This window comes from Nocardia sp. NBC_01730 (assembly GCF_035920445.1).
In the GTDB taxonomy this organism is placed as follows: Bacteria; Actinomycetota; Actinomycetes; order Mycobacteriales; family Mycobacteriaceae; genus Nocardia.
This window is the reverse complement of record NZ_CP109162.1, coordinates 4612523-4631022: the sequence shown is the minus strand read 5'-3', so window position 1 is coordinate 4631022 and position 18500 is coordinate 4612523. Positions and strand designations below refer to the sequence as shown.

The window sequence follows — 18500 nt, the reverse complement described above, 5'->3', positions numbered from 1 at the left end:
ATGTGTGTTCGGCCGACTACTCGACCACCGTGGCGAGATGTGCTGTGGCGCCTGCCGTTCGAGCCTCCCTGCCGCGCGGCTGAGCCTCGCCGTTCGGCAGCAGCGCCAGGAAGTTGCGCACGAGAGGCCGATCGTCATCCACCCGGTGCGCCACATAAACCGTTGTCGTGGCCTCGGTTTCGGCGAGCGGCACGATGCGCACCGACTTCGGTGCGGTGAACGTCGCGCTGCGTGGCGCGATGGTGACGCCCAGGCCCTCACCCACGAGGTAGAGGATGGTGGTCCAGTTGTTGCCCTCCTGCACGATGCGGGGCCGGCAGCCGGCCTCCACCAGGGGCCGCAGGTTCTTGTCGTGGGCATGGGCGCCGGCGGCCCGCGGGAAGAACACCAACGGGTCGTCGGCGAGTTCGGGGCCGGTGAGGACGGCGCGGTCCGCCTGCGGGTGGTCGACCGGAAGTACCGCCATGAACGGCTCGGTGACCAGCGGGAACACGACGATACCCGGCTCACTGTCGGGATCGCGCACGATTGCCATGTCGAGCGCGCCATGACCGAGCTGAGCCATCATGTGGGTGGTGTAGCCCTCGATGAGTTCAATGTGGACCAGCGGATAGCGGTCCCGGAACTGCCGGACGCTCCGCAGCGGTTTCAGCGGCAGCACCGACGGGACGAAGCCCAGGTAGAGCCGCCCCTGACTGCCCTGACCGATACCAGCGACCTCGTCGAGGTCGCGGGCCGCGTGACCGAGGATCGCCGCAGCGCGCTCGCGCAGGACTTCCCCTGCCGGCGTGAGGGCGACGCTGCGCGAGGTGCGGTCGAGCAGGCGAGTTCCCAGCAACATTTCCAGGCGCTGAATCTGCTGGGTCAGCGCGGGCTGAGCGATGTGCAGCCGCGCAGCCGCCCGGCCGAAATGCAATTCCTCGGCGACGGCCAGGAAGTAGCGCAGGTGCCGTAGCTCCACCCCATTATTCATAAGTTCAACATATCAATCGGACCTATCAAGTATTGGACATGATGGTTCCATGCCGGGCATGCTGACGATGTGTTACAGGAGACCGAATGCGCAGCCGCCGAGCAGGCCGGCAGCATCGTCATCGAGCCGATGTCGAGCCCGGCTGACGCCCAGGCGTTCAAGAACCTCAACGAGGACTGGATTGTCGAGCTGTTCTCCCTCGAGCCCGCCGACTCCGCCACACTGGACGACCCGGAGCATGAGATCGTCGCCAAAGGCGGGCAGGTGCTGATCGCCCGCGACGGCGAGGACATCGTCGGATGTGTGGCGCTGGTGCCGGAGGGCGACGGTGTGTTCGAGCTGTCGAAGATGGCCGTGGCGCGGGACTGCCGTGGCCGTGGCCTCGGTCGGCTCATCCTGCGGGCGGCCATCGACCATGCCCGTCGGCGCGGCGCCACAGCGCTGTTCCTCGGCAGCAGCACCAAACTGCCCAACGCGGTGCATCTGTACGAATCAATCGGTTTCGTGCACGTGCCGAGCGATCAGATCGGGCCGATGCCGTACCAGCGCGCGGACGTGTTCATGCGGTACGAGCTGAGCTGACCGCTGTCCGGATGGCTGGACGGGAAGGTAGTTCGATCGCATTCCCCCAGAGCGGCAACTCCTGCGGCGCTGTCGCGGTGATCTCCTGGAATGCGGACATGACCTGCAGGGCGCGGTCGGCTGGCCTGAGCATCTGGCCCCGCCATACAGTGTCGGGACCAGATGCAGGTCGAACTCGATCGCCGTGACCGGCGCATAGTCACCGCCACCACACAACGACCAGAACAGGTCGGGCTCGACCGACGCAACTGCCTCATTCGCGATGGTTGGCATGTTGCGGTGGAGGAACTTTCGCGGCGTCTGGTGCCGGATGAGTTTTCGAGCGTGGCCACCTGTCCCGTCCCGTGTGCGGGTAGCAGCAACTGTCGCGAATCCGCTTCTTGTGCAAGCGAATCCGTCTCAGTGCGTTCGCGTGTCTGCCCCGTCACATTCTGCTGAAGTTGTCGGCTCGGTGATGCTAATTTAAACGGAGGTTGCCACTCCGCTTAATTTTTGGGTAACGGCCTGGTTCAACGGGGAAGGAGGCCGCGCGATGGTCGCAGTGGGTCTTGGCGGCCCTGGCGTCGAACTCGAGTTCACGCCCGGTGGAGTCGTCGAACGGGTGCGGGCGGCCGTGCACGGCCGCGGCGGTGAGGCGATTCGGCAACTCGCCCTGATCACGGTCCTGTACCTCGGCTATCGGGCAGGTCGCATGGTCTCCGCCGACGACATGGGCCGCGCCATGGACAACGCGCATGACCTGCTCGGTGTCGAGGACCGGCTCGGCCTGCCGGAGGAGACGACGGTCCAGGCGATCTTCGTCCACCATGATCTCTTCGCGGTTCCGGCCAATTTCTATTACGCCACAGCTCATTTCACCGCCGCCGTCGGTGTCCTGCTGTGGCTGTGGATGTTCCGGCCGGAGCACTACCGCTGGACCAGAAACCTCATGGTGGCCCTTACCGGAGCGGCGCTCGTGGTGCACATGCTGGTCCCGCTCGCACCGCCACGGATGCTCCCTGACCAAGGCTTCGTCGATCTGGCCGCAATGCACGGCCAATCCGTCTACGGTGCGGCCGATTCCGGCGGACTGTCCAATCAGTTCGCCGCCATGCCCTCGCTGCACGTCGGCTGGGCACTACTGCTCGCCTTCGCGGTGGTCGCCGCGAACCGCACCCGCTGGCGCTGGCTCGCCCTTGCCCACCCCGTCCTGACCACGCTCGTCGTGGTCGGCACGGCCAACCACTACTGGCTCGACATCATTGTCGCCGTGGTGTTGCTTGCCATATCCGCCACGCTGCACCCACTCGTAGTGCCCGCGTCGTCCACCGCGTGGGGCGTCATGGGTCCTGCTCCCTATCGGCCGCAGGGAAGCCGTCATCGACGGTAGTGAAATGGTGGCTTCGGGGCGAAGCAGAACCACCATTGGGCTACGTTCGGTGTGCGTTTCGATGCGCAGCCAGGCAACCGGCACTGGGTGTGAGGGCGCTGGTCGCACTTCGGGCGAGGCGGTACGCCGCGTTGTCGGCGGTTGGGTAGGTCAGTGGTCGATACACGCCGCGCGGCGGTCACCCGGAGGGGGTTCCATTCACCAGTACGATCACGGGGCCCATCTTGTTTGCCAGTTCGGACAAGGAGTCGCCGTGGATCCGCTTGCCATCCTGAATACGTTGCTCTCGCTTGCCGTCCAGATCTTTTCCCTGGTCCAGGGGGACAGCAGCTTCTCGGCAGGTAGCTGAGCGAGTCGCCTCGGCGCTGCCCCTGTGGTGTCGAGGCGGCTCGGTGCCAGGGCAGGTAGCGCGGTGCGGTGATGGGTCAGCGGTGGGCGGCATCGGTGTTGGCCCAGGATTGGATGTCGCCGCGGTCGAGGGCCAAGGCCAGGAGGGTGGGAAATTTGTCGGGGGTGCAGGCGAAGGTGGGAATGTCGAGGGCCGCGAGGGCGGCGGCATTATCGTGGTCGAAGGCGGGGGCGCCGTCGTCGGAGAGGGCGAGCAGGACGACGATCTGGACGCCGGACTCCTTCATCGCGTTCACACGGCGGAGCATGTCGTCGCGTATGCCGCCCTCGTACAGATCGGAGATGAGGACGAACAGTGTGTCGGCGGGCTGGGTGACGAGGGACTGACAGTAGGCGAGAGCTCGGTTGATGTCGGTGCCGCCACCGAGCTGGGTGCCGAACAGCACCTCCACCGGGTCGTCGAGTTTGTCGGTGAGATCGACGATTTCGGTGTCGAAGACCACCAGCGAGGTTCGCAGCGACCGCATGGACGCGAGCACCGCGCCGAACACCGACGCATACACGACGCTGGTGGCCATCGACCCGGATTGATCGATGGCGAGCACGACGTCGCGACGCACCGCCTGTGCCTTGCGGCCGTAGCCGACGAGGCGTTCCGGCACCACGGTGCGGTGCTCGGGCAGATACGTCGCGAGGTTCTTGCGAATGGTGCGGTCCCAGTCGATATCTCGCAGGCGTGGGCGCGTGACACGGGCCGCGCGGTTCAGCGCACCGTTGACCGCGGCGACAGTCTGCGCTGCGATGCGCTGCTCGATCTCGCGGACCACTTTTTCCACCACCATGCGCGCGGTCGCCTTGGTGGTCTCGGGCATCACCCGGTTGAGGCTCAGCAAAGTGCCTACCAAGTGCACGTCCGGCTCGACCGCCTCGAGCAACTCCGGCTCCAACAGCAGCTGGGTGAGGTTCAGCCGCTGCACGGCGTCGCGCTGCATCACCTCGACGACAGTGCCGGGGAAGTAGCCGCGAATGTCGCCCAGCCAGCGGGCCACGCGCGGCGCCGAGCCCTGCAGCCCGCCGGTGCGCTTGCCCGGCGACTGGTGGTCGTGGGTGTTGTACAGCGTCGACAACGCCCGGTCCATGGCCACGTCCTCAGCGGAGCCGAGCCCGCCGAGACCCTCCTCGGCCGCCGCGCCGAGCACCAAACGCCAACGCCGCGCCTGTGTTTCGTCGGCAGTCATACCGTCACCCCCAGGATCTCCGCGGCAGTGCGCACCGCGATCCTTCCGCGCTCCACATCGAATTCCGCCGCGGTGCCCGCTGCCGCGACGACGGATCCGCCGTCGCGCACCGCCTGCCCGATCGCGCGGCGCTCGCCGGATTCGAACGCGCCGAAGGTCCGGCGCAGCAGCGGTAGTGTTTCGACGAACGCGTCGTCGCCGAGTTTGCGCAGCCAATCGTCGATGAGCCGCAACAACTCTCGATCGTGCACGAGCAGCAAGCCGTGGCCGCCGAGGAACCCGTCGATCCACGCCGCCTTGGCCGCGGCCGTGTTACCGACCGACAGGGCGGCGGCGAGCCGACGCGCGGACTCGGCGTCGCCGATGCGGCCGGCGTCGGCGAGTAGCCGAACGGCCCGGCCGACCAAGGCGCCGTGCACGTCGTCTCGGTCGGCGAGGCGGCCGAGCACGGCCAGCCACTCGTCGGTCGCCCAGCTGTCGTCCCTGGTATGGATGGCGGTGTGTGCCGCGTCGAGCAGGGTGCACAGCTCGGCGGCGGCATCGGTGTCCAGTCCCGTCACTGCCGCGGGCAGGCCCGCGCAGATGCGCACGAGCAGTCCGTCGGCGACGTGTCCGAGTGCCTTGGTGTCGGTGCCGCGCACGTCGCCGTAGCGCAGCGTTCTGATCAGCCCTGGCAGGGCGGCGAGCAGGTGGGTGACGTCGTGGTCGAGCGCGGCGGCGGATTCCAGCCGGGCGATCAGCCCGTCGGTGGCACCGCCGAGATCAGCGAGCAGGGCCACCTCCAGCGCGGCGGTCAACTCGACGACGGTGCTCTCCGCCCGGCTCGCGGTGTCGAGGATCTTCGCCTCGGCGGCGGTACGGATGGTGGTGCCCCAGCGGGAGGCCTCGATGATCGAGATCGCGTACTCGGGCCGCCATTCCAGCGTCCAGGTCTCCCGGAAGGTGCCGGAGCCGCGTACCTCGCTTGTGGTGAGCGTGCCCCACCCGATTTCGAGCACGCGCAGCCGGTGCAGGAGCCGCGACCGTTCGACTTCGCGCTGCTTGCGCAGGTCCAAGTCTATGGTGCGGGCATGAGGTTCCTGTTTCACACGTAGTGACCGGATCTTGGCGCGTAGGTCCGCGTCCAGCGGGACGGTCGGTGTCCCCTCGGGAACGCTGCCGAGCGCCTCGCCGACGACGAGCTCGCCGACCACCAGACGCAGCATCGTCTCGTCGCCCGCGCACATCACCGACCTGGTCGCCTCGGTGACCTCCGACAGCCCCGCGAGTGGGCGGCCGCGCAGCGCGGCGAGAGTGTCGGCGAGCCGGACAGATTCGATGATGTGCGCGCTGGAGACGGGCAGATCGTGGGCGCGCAGCACGCCGGCGACTTTCGTCAGCCACCGGACGATCGGCTGCTCGGTCTCGGTGAACAGGTGGTGGTACCAGCCCGGCGAGGTGACGCCCGCACCGTATCCGGAGGTCGTGGACAGCCGCGAATGTGTCCAAGGCACCCAGGTGAGTCGGGTCTTGGTCTTCGGAAGCCCTTTCAGCAGACGGGTATCAGGGGCGGCGGGGCCGAGCTTGCCCGTGAGTGCGGGCGCGTGCCATGCGCCGCACACGACCGCCAGCCGGACCGCCCCGTCCTTCAGCGCCTTGCGCATGGTCTGCCGCATGTAGGCCTCACGCCGCAGCGTGTTCGCGTCAATGGTGATCGGATCAGGTGGTGCCGGTCGGCTGATGTCGGCGTCGGAGAGCGCTTCGGCAACCGAATTCGCCTCCAGTGCTTCGGTATCCGTGGATTCGCCGGGTATGGGTTCGTGGTGTGCGTGACTGTCGTGCGCTGGTTCGCCTGCTGCTCGGTCGTGCGCTGATTCGTTGTCCGTCCGTCCGCCTCGTGCTGGTTCGCCTCGTGCTGACTCGTTGTGCGCCCGTTCGCCTGTCGCCGGTCTGTGAGCTGGTGCGCCTTGCGCTGTTTGGTCGTGCGCTCGTACGCCTCGCGTCGCTTCGCCGCGTGTTGGTTCGCCGTGCCCCGGTTGGCCGGGGGCCGGTGCGCCGTGCGCTGGTTGGTCGTGCGCGCTTCGCGTCGATTCGCTGTGTGTTGGTTCGCCGTGCCCGGGTCGGCCGTGGGCCGATGCGGTTTGTGGTGGTTTGCTGTGCGCTGGCTCGTTGCGCGTTTCGGTGTTTGCCGGTGCGTGCTCGGTGGTGCCAGGCACAGGCTGTTGTTCGCGCGCGGTCTGCTCGGCGGAATCCCGTAGTGCGCCCATCGCCTCGGTGATGGGGTCGAACGCGTCGGCGTCGGGGGCGGATTCGACGACCGCGTCCCACCAGCGCTCGGCGTCGTCGTAGCCGCCCGCCTCGGCCAGGGCGGTCAGTGGATCGAATCGATCGCCGGGCTCGTCCTCCGCCGCGAGGACGACCGTCGCGGGCAGATCGCAGAACCGGACAGGCACGGAGTTCCGCACGGCGTATCGCAGCGCCTGCCACTCGGGGGAGAACACCGCGTACGGCCAGAACGCGGCCTTGGCCGGTGCGTCCGGGACATAGGCCAGCAGCGCGACCGGTGGCGCCATCCCTTCGGCCGCGACGTAGCCCACCAGCGGGTCGGCGTCGGCGGGACCTTCGATGAGGATCATGTCGGGACGAAATGCCTCCAGGGCCAGCCGCAATGAGCGCGCCGAGCCGGGACCATGGTGGCGAATACCGAACACCCTGGTCACCGGCTTGGCTCCGGTGCAGGAGTTCACCCGGTGATCTCACGGCAGGCACGGTAGAAGTCCGACCAGTCCGGCCGCTCCCGGACCACGGCCTCCAGGTACTCGGTCCAGACCACCGCATCGGCCACCGGGTCCTTGATCACCGAGCCGAGCACGGCGCCGGCGATGTCGGAGGCGCGCAGCACCCCGTCGCCGAAGTGGGCCGACAGCGCGATCCCGTTGGTGATCACTGAGATCGCCTCGGCGGTGGACAGCGTTCCCGACGGCGACTTGAGCTTGGTCCGCCCATCGGCGGTGCTGCCGGAGCGCAGCTCACGGAAGACCCGCACCACCCGCCGCACCTCCTCGGCCGCGGCGGGCACCGTGGGCAGTTCCAGGGCGGACCCGAGCTGCTCGACCCGCTTGCTGACGATGGCGACCTCCTCGTCCTCGCTGGCGGGTAGCGGAAGTACCACCGTGTTGAACCGGCGGCGCAGCGCGGAGGACAGATCGTTGACGCCCCGGTCGCGGTTGTTCGCGGTGGCGATCACGTTGAACCCTTTGCTCGCCTGCACCTCCATGCCGAGTTCCGGTACCGGGAGCGTCTTCTCCGACAGCACGGTGATCAGCGCGTCCTGCACGTCCGAGGGGATGCGGGTGAGCTCCTCGATCCTGGCGATCGCACCGGTGCGCATCGCGGTCAGCACCGGCGAGGGCACCAGTGCGCTTTTACTCGGCCCTTCGGCGAGCAGTCGCGCGTAGTTCCAGCCGTACCGGATCGCTTCCTCGGCCGTGCCCGAAGTCCCCTGCACGAGCAGCGTCGACGCACCGCTGATCGCCGCCGAAAGATGTTCCGAGACCCAGGTTTTGGCAGTTCCCGGCACGCCGAGCAGGAGTAGCGCGCGATCAGTTGCCAGCGTCGAAACCGCCACCTCCATCAGCCTGCGGGGCCCGACGTACTTCGGGGTGATCACGGTGCCGTCGTCGAGAGTTCCGCCGAGCAGGTAGGTGACCACCGCCCAGGGTGACAACCGCCAGGACGGCGGCCGGGGCCGTTCGTCGTCGGCGGCGAGGGCACGCAACTCGTCGGCGTACGCCTGTTCCGCGTGCGGGCGCAGGAGGTTCGGCGTGGGGTCGATTGTGGTCACTGCAACTCCTCGAGCATGATCGAGCGGTGGTTGAGGTCGTGGGCGAGCTGGTCGAAGGCGCGCTCCCAAGCGGGATCGTCGCACCGGTGGGCCACCGCGGCGACGGCGTCCGCGACGGCGACGGGGAGATGGACAGCGGCCGTGGCCAGCAGCGACCGGTGCGCGTTCGGGGAGGCGCCGTGTGCGTCCGGGCGGCGGGCCGCTGCCCGTGCCCGCTCGAACAGCAGCAGGATCAGATGCTGCGCCAGCGCGTCCGGCCATGGGTGGCCCATCGCGGGCAGCAGTGCCTCGATCTCGGAGAGCCAGGAGCCGTCCAGCCGCAACAGATGCGAGGTCCGGTCGGGCAGCGGGAGCAGCGCGAACAGCTCACGCCGGCGCAGCATAGCCAGATCGGTCGGCACGCCCGCCTCGAACAGCGCGCGCGCCCACGGCGAATCATGTTGTGCGAGTGCGGCATCCACCCAGCCATCGAAGATCGGCTGCCGGAATCGGTCCTCGATCGTGGTGCGCACCGCCTGCTCCGGTGTGTTCAGCAGACTCGACCAGTGCGCCAGCGGTGTCGCCGCGACCACCTGCCGCAAACGGGCGGCCTGAACATCGGGCGCGCCGTTCCAGCGGTAGGCGAATTCGACCGTGCGGTCGGTGATTCCGTCGCGCTGTGTGGCGGCGTCGAGCGCGTCGGGCAGAGCGGGCACCAGATTCGTGTGCCGCATCCGGTGCTCGGCGCGGATCCACGTGGTCGCCCGGTTCCGCATGCGCTGCGCGAACGCCGAATTCGGCAGCAGCGCGAGCAGCCCCGCCGCGGTGCGCCGCACATCGGCGCGCCGATCGTCCAGCGCCGTCTCCAACAGCGGTTCGTCATCCGGCCCGATGCCCTCGGCGAGCACGGCCAGCAGCTCCGCCTTCAGCGGACCGGATTCCTTCGGCCATGCCGCGACGAGCCGCTTTCCGGCGGCGTCGGCGTCGCGACGACGGAGCGCGGCAAGCCAGTCGCGCCGCTCGGGCGGCTGCCCGAACTGCCAGGTTTCCACGGAAAGGTCGGACGCGATGGGCTGCTGCCGCACCAGGTTCCGCCACTCCGGGTGCTGCGCGGCCAGCCAGCTGCCGCGGGCGCCGGCCAGGCGCAGCAGTGGCTCGCGCAGCGCGGCGTTGATCTTCGCCTGCTCCAGTAGTCGCACGCTCAGCGCGCCCGGGGCCCGATAGTCGTGCGGCGCCGCTGCTTCGAACCATTCCGGGAGGAAGGCCGAGTGCTCCTGCACCATGCGCGTCAGTCGTGCCGCAGCCGGGCGCGGCAGCAGGCGGCGGTCGTCATCCGCCGCGGGTTCGGTCGCGGTCGCGGTGGCGGGCATGACCGCGCCGCGCGTGAAAACATCCTGCAACGCGGCGGTTTCGAGAAGCCGCAGCGCCGGGTCGGTCGGCAACCGGACCGCGGCGCGCGCCACCGGAGGCGCCAGCCGGTCGAGATCCGGTGTCCGGCGCGCGGTACCGAGCAGCGCGACGGAAGTCAAATCCGCGCTCGAGGTCTGTACGGCAGGCGAATTCGGCGGGCGGCCGACGGGGTCCGTTGGCGCCAGGTCGATGACCTCGCCCGCGGTGAACACCGAGATCGGAGCCAGCCCGTCGGTGCCCCATTCGGCGGCCACCGTCACCGGGTGGCCACCGGAGACGGCCAGCAGTCGCCACGGTTGCTCGGCCGCGGCGATCGGCAGCGCCGTGCCGTCGGATTCGGTGAGGTACCAACCCTGTTCGGTCAGCGCGGGAATCACGTCGACGAGCAGCATCGGCCATGTGCGCAGCCACGGATCGGCGCCGAGCGCCGCGGCGTGGTCGGCCAGTGCGGCCGCGATGGTTTTCGGCCGGTCCTTGTCGGCGGGCAGCGTGGTGAAGGGTTCGGCGGGGCCGCGCCGTTCGCCCCAGAGCGCCCGCAGCGGCGCGGTGCCGGGGTAGTAGTGCAGTTCGACATCGGCGAGTTGACCGAGCGCGGGAACGTCGGCGGGAAAGCTGGGGGAGCCGAAGGAGTGGTCGACGATCAGCGCCCAGCGCTTGCTCGCTCGCCCGTACAGCCAAGTGCGCCTGGTGTGCAGCCGCTCCTCATCGGAGACCCGCACACCGAACACCATCCACCGGTCCCGCACCGCGGGTTCGCCGCGCACCGCCTCGGCCGGATTCGGGTAGCCGATGTGAGTGCGGATACTCGCACGCAGCGCGGGCTCCACGTCGTCGAGCTGCCGGTGCGCGGCGACCAGGAGGTGCATCCGCGCATACTCGCGCAGCACGAGATCCGGCCAGTCGGTCCTGGTGACCACCGTGGTCGGCAGTCGGCGCAGGGCCGAAGCGAGGCCAGGCGCCTGTGCGTCGACCATCCTGGCGGCGATGGCCTCGAAGGCGCGGAACGAGCGTTCCGTCTGCGCGAGCCCGGTGCGTACCTGGTCTCCGAGCCAGATGTCGAGTTCTTCCAGTCCCGCGGTCACCCGCACCCTGCGCTGCTCGGCGGTGGCAGGGTTCGGTGTGCGGGCCACGCGCCCCGTGGTGGACGCCGACCGCGCCGCGCGGCCGCCGATCCAGGCCGCCGCGTAGTCCGCGGTCTCCGGGACCGCGGGAACCTCGCCCACGGCCCAGGCCAGCAACAGCGACAGTGCGTGTTTGCAGGGGAACTTGCGGCTCGGACAGGAGCAGCTGTACGCCGGGCCGGACAGATCGACCACCGTCTGGTACGGCACCGCGCCGCTGCCCTGGCACTGCCCCCACAGCGCGACGCCGTGCTGCCCGGCGCCACGCCAACGGTCCGTAAACTTGCGCGCCGCCGACAGCGAACCCGCGTCCGGTGCGAGCGCCCTGACCTGGTCTTCCGTCCAGGGCGTCGTCATCGGACGGTTCCAGCTCGGTGGTGCCTCATCGCCTTCCCCATTCCTCGGTTGACCGGATTTCTACCGCAGCACACCGACAGGTGCCGACGCCGCCGGTGTGTTCGCACGGAAATTCTTGTCGCCGTGCCACATTCGCCGACCGAGCTGATCTTGCGCCGATCGATGCGCTCTGGCATTCTGTGCTGTTCGGCTCGACCGAGCCACCCGGAACGGGTGTTGACACCATCGAGCTGCCCGCCGGGGTTGGCGAGGGGTGGACATCGAGACGCAGCCGAGCCGTTTCGATGACCATATCCATCCCCGCGGGCAGATTCGCACCGGCACGGTGGGTGTCTGCCGAGGCTTCGCTCGGCCGAGCACTTTTGGTGTCTGCCGAGGCTTCGCTCGGCCGAGCACTTTTTGTGTCTGCCGAGGCTTCGCTCGGCCGAGCACTCCTTGCGAATACGGCGCGATCGGGTACCGTTTCGCACAGCTTCGACAAAGGCGCCGTGCACGGGGTCGGAGGACGTGTGGCGGCTCGGTGGTGGAGGGGGTTTTCGCATGCGCCTGGATCCCGACGCTGTCCAGGTCGACGGGCCAGCGGACGCGGCGCCCCGGCTGTCCGCGGTGGTGACCAGGCGCCTCGCCGAGGATCCCGCGGTGCCGCCGTCGGTGACGCGGACCGTGCTGCGTGCGCTCGGCGGCGCCGAACCTGGTGATCCGACAACGGCATTCGGCCACTCCGGCATCTTCTTGCGCTCCATCCGGGTGCGCGGCTTCCGCGGCATCGGGCCGGAGACGACGCTGGACCTGCCACCCGGGCCCGGACTCACCCTGGTGGTCGGCCGCAACGGCAGCGGAAAGTCCAGTTTCGCCGAGGCCGCCGAACTGGCCCTGACCGGTGGAAATCGCCGGTGGGACGGGCGGTCGGCCGCTTGGCGCGAGGGCTGGCGCAACTTGCACGACGGTGACGCGCCGCGCATCGAGCTGGCGCTGCTCACCGCGGGCGGTGCGCCAAGGAGTGCTCGGCCGAGCGAAGCCTCGGCAGACACAAGGAGTGCTCGGCCGAGCGAAGCCTCGGCAGACACAAGGAGTGCTCGGCCGAGCGAAGCCTCGGCAGACACACAGTTGACCATCGCCAAGGAGTGGACTCCCGCCGCGGATCTGGCCGACGCGGACTGGACTCAGCAGTATCCGCCCGCCTCGCCAACGGAATTCGACGTGGACCGGTGGGCGGCTCAGCTGGAGCTCTACCGCCCGTTCCTGTCTTACAGTGAGCTCGGTGCCCTGGTCGACGGCAAGCCGAGCGATCTGTTCGATGCGCTACACCAGCTGCTAGGTCTCGACGAACTCACCATGGCGCAGGAACGAATCCGAATGCGTCGGCTGGAACTGGAACGCGCCGTGCGTGATTCGCGCCAGGAACGACTCGAGCTGCTCGAGCTGCTCGCGTCGGTGGCAGACGACCGTGCGGTCCGGGTGACGGGTCTGCTACGCCCTGCCCAGCCGGATCTCACCGCGATCGGGCGCGAGGTGCTCGGCGCCGTCGACGACCCGGCCGGGCCGGACGGGCTGCGGGCGATCGTGCGGCTCGCGCTGCCGACCGACACCGAAGTGGAAGAGGTGGCCGCTCGCCTGGAGCACTGCGGCGAGGCGCTGGCCAGGGGCGCCACCGCCGACGCCGAGGCCGATCTGCGGGTGCTCGAGCTGTTGCGCAAGGCGCGCGATCACCGAGCGGCGCGCGGGACATGTCCGTGCCCGGTCTGTGGAAGCGGCGCCCTCGACGACGCCTGGGCCCGCGACACCGAGGCCGCCATCGATCAGCTCGCCGCCCGAGTCGACGCGCTCACCACCGCGCGCGCCGAACTGGGCCATGCCATACGGGCGGCGCGGGCGCTGCCGGATCTCGTTCCGGCGGAATTGGAATTCGATCCGCGCAACCCGCCGTCGGTGGACACCTCCGCGGTACGCGGCGCTTGGTCCGACTGGGCCGCGTTGACCAGTGCCGAATACACCCCCGACCTTGCCGACCGGCTGCGCGGCGCGCACGCGCGGCTGGTCGACGAACTGGACCTGCTGCAGCAGGGCACCCGCAAGGAACTCGACCGCCTCGACGAGGTGTGGACGCCGCTGGTCCCGCGGATCGCGACTTGGCTGAAGGGGGCGCGCGAGGTCGCCGCGCGTGCCGCCGAACTGCGCACGGTGAAGAAGGCCGAGGATTGGTTGAAGTCGGCGACCGCGGGTCTGCGCGGCGAGCGCATGACGCCGCTGGAGACGACGGCGCGCTGGGTGTGGCAGACGCTGCGCCAGCAGAGCAGTGTCGAACTGGGCGCGATCCGCCTGCAGGGCAACGCGGGAACCGCGCGCCGGGTGCTGCTCGACGTCACGGTGGACGAGGTGGACGGCGCCGCGCTCGGCGTGATGAGCCAGGGTGAGCTGCACGCGCTGGGGCTCTCGCTGTTCCTGCCGCGCGCCACGGTCGAGGAGAGCCCGTTCCGCTTCGTCATGATCGACGACCCGGTGCAGGCGATGGACCCGGCGAAGGTGGACGGCCTGGCCCAGGTGCTCGCCATGGTGGCGTGGACCCGCCAGGTGGTGGTCTTCACCCACGACGAGCGCCTCGCCGAGGCGGTGCGGCGGATGGAGCTCGACGCGACCGTGCTCGAAGTGCAGCGCCGCGATCGTTCGGTGGTCGAGGTGCGGGTGTCGAGCGATCCGATCCGCCGCTACCTCGATGACGCCCGTGCGCTCGTGCGCACCCCGCAGCTGCCCGCCGCGATCGCCAACGAACTCGTGGCCACCTGCTGTCGTTCCGCGGTCGAGGCGGCTGGTCTGGCGAGGGCTCGACGCACCCTGCTCGCCGCGGGCATGAACCACTACGAGGTCGAACGCCACATCGACGCCGCGCAGTCGACCAGGGCCAAGATCGCGCTCGCGGTGTTCGGTGTTGGCAGCAAGGTCGACGACTTGAACAAGAACCTGGTCGCGCGCGAAGGGCAGTGGGTGGTGAACGCGCTGCGCGATGCCACGGCGGGCGCGCATGTGCCGATCGGGCGCACGATGCGCGAGCTGATCGGCGAGACCGAGAAGTTCGTCGCGTGGCTGGCCCGGTGAGGCGCCGGTGAGCGGGCGGCGTCCGCGCACCGGCGCGCGCCGCGGACCTGGGCGCGGGCCGAAGAACGGCTCGCGGCGGCTGCCCGCGAATCGTCCGTCGGTGGCCGAGCGGCTGGACACCGTGGATCGGCTGCTCGCCGGTTCGGTGACCGACGCGGGCGGGCTTTGGTCCCGGGCGACCGTGTGGATTCTGCGGATCGCTCTGGAGCAGTGCGTCGACGAACTGTGGATGCGGCTGGCGCCCGCTCTGATCCGCTGTCCGATGCGGGCGCAGCTGATCGCGTTGCGCGCCTTCGCAGGACCGGAGGTCGCGGCGCGGGTCGCGGCGCTGTGGGCGGCGCTGTCACGGGCCGCGCACCACCACGATTACGAACTCGCGCCGAGCGTCACCGATCTACGGCGCTGGCGGGAACAGACCGTAGCCCTCGCCGCGGAGCTGGCGGCCGTCGACGCGCACCGGAGGTAGCCCGGTCGGTGCCGGATACGGCGGCTAGGACGCCGGCTGCCGTGGGCCGCTGACGATGTGGTCGATGATCCCGTAGTCCTTCGCCTCGGCCGGCGTGAACCACCGGTCGCGGTCCCAGTCGGTCAGGATCTGCTCATCGGTCTGGCCGGTGTGCTCGGCGACCAGCCCGGCGAGTTGGCGCTTCATAAGAGCCTGCTGCTCGGCGAGGATGAGGATGTCGGCCGCGGAGCCGCCGAGCCCGGCGGAAGGTTGGTGCATCAGGATGCGGGTGTGCGCCAGCGCGTGGCGTTTGCCCTTGGTGCCGCAGGTGAGCAGAACCTGCGCCATCGAACCGGCCAAACCCATGGCGTAGGTGGCGATGTCGCAGCCCACGTAGGTCATCGTGTCGTAGATGGCCATGCCCGCGTCGACCGAGCCGCCGGGAGAGTTGATGTAGAAACTGATCTCGCGGTCCGGGTCTTCGGCGGCGAGTAACAGCAACTGTGCGCACAGCCGGTTGGCGATGTCGTCGTCGACCTGCTGGCCGAGAAAGATGACGCGTTCGCGCAGGAGTCGTTCGTGTACCGAATCGTCGAGGGTGCGTCCGCTGGTAGCCATGGCACGAGCGTAGAAGTTTGCCGAGCATACCGGAACGGAAGTTCACCATCAGCGAATTCCGCTGCTAGCGAACATAATTCAGTCTTCATTTCGGGTTTGCCGGGGTATAAGGCGAGCCCGGCGGAGCTGAGTCGTTCGCCCGGCGGCAAGATCGGTGGCATGGGCGAGCGAGCAATGAACACAGCCGAGTTCTCGGTCATGGTGGAGTCGAGCGCCAGTGATGCGCAGTCATGAGCGAGTGCATCGAGCGAATCATCGACACAGCGCGCATCGCGCATGACGAAGCCGAGCGCGAGGCGCAGTCATGAGCGGATCGCGCAGGTGCCCGTGTGGGCGGGGCGAGGCATTCGACGACTGCTGTGGCCCGGTGCTGCGCGGCGAACGTGGCGCCGCGACGGCGGAGGCGCTGATGCGGTCGCGCTACACCGCGTTCGCGGTGAGGGACATGGATTACCTGCTGCGGTCCTGGCATCCGCGCACCCGTCCGCCGGAGGTGGTGCTCGATCCGGCGCAGCGCTGGCTGTTCCTGGAGATTCGCGCGACCGAACGCGGTGGCCTGTTCGATGACACCGGCACCGTGGAGTTCGTCGCGCACTACCGGGACGCGGACGGTCGCGGCATGTTGCACGAGGTGAGCAGATTCGCCCGGTCCGATGGCGCGTGGGTCTACCTGGACGGCACGCACAAAGCCTGACCGGTAGCGTCAGCGGGCATGGCCCGCGTCGCGATCGAGTACTGCACCCAATGCCGCTGGCTGCTGCGCGCGAGCTGGATGGCGCAGGAGTTGCTGAGCACCTTCGCCACCGAGCTGGGCGAGGTCTCGCTCATCCCGGGTTCGGGCGGCGTCTTCCGGATCACTGTCGACGGCGAGCAGATCTGGGAGCGCAAGGCCGACGGCGGGTTCCCCGATATCGCGGTGCTCAAGCAGCGGGTGCGCGACCGGGTGGCACCGGAACGCGACCTCGGCCACGCCGACCGGCGCGACTGAAACCCGGACCGGCCGAAGCGGAGTCAGCCGCAGCAGCCGCCACCGCAGCAGCCGCCGCCCGCCGGCCGCGCCGCGGGGCTCGGCGCAGGTGTGCTGCCGCCCCTGGTGACCGTGGCGAAGGTGGTCAGCAGTTTGACCGTGTCGTCGTGCCCGCTCGGACAGGTCGCGGGCGCCGACGACTCCGCCATCGGACGGGCCATCTCGAAGGTGTCGCCGCAGCTGCGGCACCGATAGCTGTAACTCGGCATTCGCACAGTGTAGGGCCGCGCCGCAGGGCCGTTCGGATCGGCCTGCGGTACCAACCGGTCGCCGGCCAGATCCCGGTTCGTCGTTCCTGACAGATGTCAGCACCTTGCCAGCTATCTGAAGGCTTCCGCCGAGACCTCGCTACCGTGACCGATTCGACACGACGGCACCAGCACCGGCCTGAACAGCGGATGAATGTGATCCGACGCAGCAATGTCTCGGCATCGAAACGTTGTCGTCCTGATCTTCGACGTACTCTCGAGAGAGAAGTATGAGGAGGTCTGAGATGAGCGCTCAGTTCTTCGAGATGGCGCCCGGTCCCGATGACCTTGCCGAGCCGATCGTCCGCACGTCGTACGGTGACGTGCGCGGCGTGCACCAAGGATCGGTTCGCGTCTGGCGCAGTATTCCCTACGCGGCCGCCCCGACCGGAACCGCCCGATTCGCGCCGCCGCAGCCGCCACCGTCCTGGGCGGGAGTGCGCGACTGCACCGCCTTCGGCCGGATCGCCCCGCAGACGATGGGCAACATGGTGCCGGTCGATTCGCACCTGAAGATCGGCGAGGACTGTCTCTGGCTGAACGTCTGGTCGCCGCAGCACGACATCGGCGCCCCGGTGCACAGCGTGGAAACCGGCGAGTCTCGGCCGGTCATGGTCTGGCTGCACGGCGGTGCGTACTGCCTCGGCACCGCCGCGCAGGAGATCTACGACGGGCGCAAGCTGGCCGCGACCGGCGACGTCGTGGTGGTCGCGGTGAACTACCGGCTCGGCGCGCTCGGCTTCCTCGACCTGTCCTCGCTCGGCGACGACTTCGTGCCCAACCTCGGCCTGCACGACCAGATCGCCGCGCTGGAGTGGGTGCGCGACAACATCGCCGCGTTCGGCGGCGACCCCGGCAATGTCACGCTGTTCGGCGAGTCGTCCGGCGCCGGCTGCGTCACCGCGCTGCTGACCTCGCCACGTGCCACCGGCCTGTTCCACAAGGCGATCGCACAGAGTCCACCCGCGACCACGGTGTTCGGGCAGGAGCGGGCGGCGACGGTGGCGCGGCGCTTCCTGGAGCTGATGGAGCTGCCCGCGTCGCGCGCCAAGGAACTGTTGGAATGCCCCCTCGACCGGATCGTCGCGGCAGCGGGCGTGCTGCTCGACGAGATCCCGCTGAAGGAGCCGGGCAGGCTGGCCGCCGCGCCGGTGGTCGACGGCGACCTGCTGCCGACCTACCCGATCGACCGGTTCCAGCACGGGCGCTCGCACCAGGTGCCGCTGATCATCGGCACCAATAAGGACGAGGCGTCGCTGTTCCGGGTGTTCCGCTCGCCGATCATGCCGGTGACCCCGGACGCGGTGAACGCGATGCTTCGTGACGTCGCGGCCAACCACCCGGAGATGTCGCCGGAGCGGATCGCCGAAATCACGTCGGCCTACCCGGATCTCACCAAAACCCGCGGCGCGATGGCCATGTCCACCGACGCTGCCTTCCGGATGCCCGCGCACTGGGTGGCCGACGCGCACGCCCAGCACTCACCGACCTGGATGTACCGCTTCGACTATGCGACGCCCATGTTGCGGGCGGCTCGGGTCGGCGCGGGGCACGCCACCGAATTACCGTACGTGTTCGGTAATTTCGGCACCTTCAACCACGACCCGACGTTCTGGCTCGGCGGACGCAAGGTGGCCATGGAAGTGTCCGGTCGCATGATGCGCCGCTGGCTGGCCTTTGCGGCACACAGCGTTCCCGCTGCCCTCGACGGCTCCAAACACTGGCCCCCCTACCGCCTGGCCGCCCGAACCACCCTGGTCATCGACACCGCCGACCGAGTTGTCGACGACCCTGACCGCGAATTGCACAGCGCCTGGGGCGAACAGGCAGTGGGGTTCAGTTAGGACGCTGCCGCGACCGTGACCAGCG

Annotated in this window: 14 protein-coding genes; 7 read left to right on the top strand and 7 right to left on the bottom strand. The window is 69.2% G+C overall.

Features of this window, described 5'->3' with window-relative positions; genetic code table 11:
- Nucleotides 1-16: 16 nt before the first annotated feature.
- Nucleotides 17-973, bottom strand: a complete 957-nt coding sequence (locus OHB12_RS18645; protein ID WP_327109883.1) for a LysR family transcriptional regulator — start codon at nt 971-973, stop codon at nt 17-19.
- A gap of 69 nt (nt 974-1042) precedes the next feature.
- Between OHB12_RS18645 and OHB12_RS18640 the strand changes: the two genes are divergently transcribed.
- Both OHB12_RS18640 and OHB12_RS18635 read left to right on the top strand, forming a co-directional pair.
- Nucleotides 1043-1555, top strand: coding sequence for a GNAT family N-acetyltransferase (locus tag OHB12_RS18640; protein ID WP_327109882.1), 513 nt, complete (start codon nt 1043-1045; stop codon nt 1553-1555).
- A 532-nt stretch (nt 1556-2087) separates the two neighbouring features.
- Nucleotides 2088-2924 carry a phosphatase PAP2 family protein gene (locus OHB12_RS18635; RefSeq protein WP_327109881.1) on the top strand — a complete coding sequence of 279 codons (837 nt, stop codon included), beginning with the start codon at nt 2088-2090 and terminating at the stop codon, nt 2922-2924.
- 425 nt (nt 2925-3349) lie between these two features.
- Here OHB12_RS18635 and OHB12_RS18630 read toward each other — a convergent pair whose 3' ends face one another.
- The 4 genes from OHB12_RS18630 to OHB12_RS18615 are packed head-to-tail and all read right to left on the bottom strand — an operon-like array spanning nt 3350 to nt 11200.
- On the bottom strand, nt 3350-4510 hold the full coding sequence (locus OHB12_RS18630) for a vWA domain-containing protein (protein WP_327109880.1): 1161 nt from the start codon (nt 4508-4510) through the stop codon (nt 3350-3352).
- Entirely contained in the window at nt 4507-7236 is a 2730-nt protein-coding gene (locus tag OHB12_RS18625) for a DUF5682 family protein (RefSeq protein WP_327109879.1), read from the bottom strand. The genes OHB12_RS18630 and OHB12_RS18625 overlap by 4 nt, the downstream gene beginning before the upstream one ends.
- Nucleotides 7233-8333 carry an ATP-binding protein gene (locus OHB12_RS18620; protein WP_327109878.1) on the bottom strand — a complete coding sequence of 367 codons (1101 nt, stop codon included), beginning with the start codon at nt 8331-8333 and terminating at the stop codon, nt 7233-7235. The genes OHB12_RS18625 and OHB12_RS18620 overlap by 4 nt, the downstream gene beginning before the upstream one ends.
- Nucleotides 8330-11200: an SWIM zinc finger family protein gene (locus OHB12_RS18615; protein ID WP_327109877.1), complete on the bottom strand. Its 2871-nt coding sequence runs from the start codon at nt 11198-11200 to the stop codon at nt 8330-8332. Before OHB12_RS18615 ends, OHB12_RS18620 begins: the two co-directional genes overlap by 4 nt.
- Nucleotides 11201-11740: 540 nt before the next feature.
- Between OHB12_RS18615 and OHB12_RS18610 the strand changes: the two genes are divergently transcribed.
- Together OHB12_RS18610 and OHB12_RS18605 are read left to right on the top strand one after the other, a co-directional pair.
- Nucleotides 11741-14293, top strand: coding sequence for an AAA family ATPase (locus OHB12_RS18610; RefSeq protein WP_327109876.1), 2553 nt, complete (start codon nt 11741-11743; stop codon nt 14291-14293).
- A 7-nt stretch (nt 14294-14300) separates the two neighbouring features.
- On the top strand, nt 14301-14759 hold the full coding sequence (locus OHB12_RS18605) for a hypothetical protein (RefSeq protein WP_327109875.1): 459 nt from the start codon (nt 14301-14303) through the stop codon (nt 14757-14759).
- Nucleotides 14760-14783: 24 nt separating this feature from the next.
- Here OHB12_RS18605 and OHB12_RS18600 read toward each other — a convergent pair whose 3' ends face one another.
- Nucleotides 14784-15356 carry an ATP-dependent Clp protease proteolytic subunit gene (locus tag OHB12_RS18600; RefSeq protein ID WP_327109874.1) on the bottom strand — a complete coding sequence of 191 codons (573 nt, stop codon included), beginning with the start codon at nt 15354-15356 and terminating at the stop codon, nt 14784-14786.
- Nucleotides 15357-15660: 304 nt separating this feature from the next.
- On the opposite strand from OHB12_RS18600, the gene OHB12_RS18595 reads away from it, so the two are divergent.
- Both OHB12_RS18595 and OHB12_RS18590 read left to right on the top strand, forming a co-directional pair.
- Complete coding sequence (locus OHB12_RS18595; RefSeq protein ID WP_327109873.1) at nt 15661-16050, top strand: YchJ family protein; 390 nt, start codon at nt 15661-15663, stop codon at nt 16048-16050.
- An 18-nt stretch (nt 16051-16068) separates the two neighbouring features.
- Nucleotides 16069-16344 (top strand): SelT/SelW/SelH family protein, encoded by a 276-nt coding sequence (locus OHB12_RS18590; RefSeq protein ID WP_327109872.1) that lies wholly within the window; start codon nt 16069-16071, stop codon nt 16342-16344.
- 23 nt (nt 16345-16367) lie between these two features.
- Here OHB12_RS18590 and OHB12_RS18585 read toward each other — a convergent pair whose 3' ends face one another.
- Nucleotides 16368-16592, bottom strand: a complete 225-nt coding sequence (locus tag OHB12_RS18585) for an FmdB family zinc ribbon protein (protein ID WP_327109871.1) — start codon at nt 16590-16592, stop codon at nt 16368-16370.
- Between the two features lie 284 nt (nt 16593-16876).
- Between OHB12_RS18585 and OHB12_RS18580 the strand changes: the two genes are divergently transcribed.
- Entirely contained in the window at nt 16877-18475 is a 1599-nt protein-coding gene (locus tag OHB12_RS18580; RefSeq protein WP_327109870.1) for a carboxylesterase/lipase family protein, read from the top strand.
- Nucleotides 18476-18500: the final 25 nt, after the last annotated feature.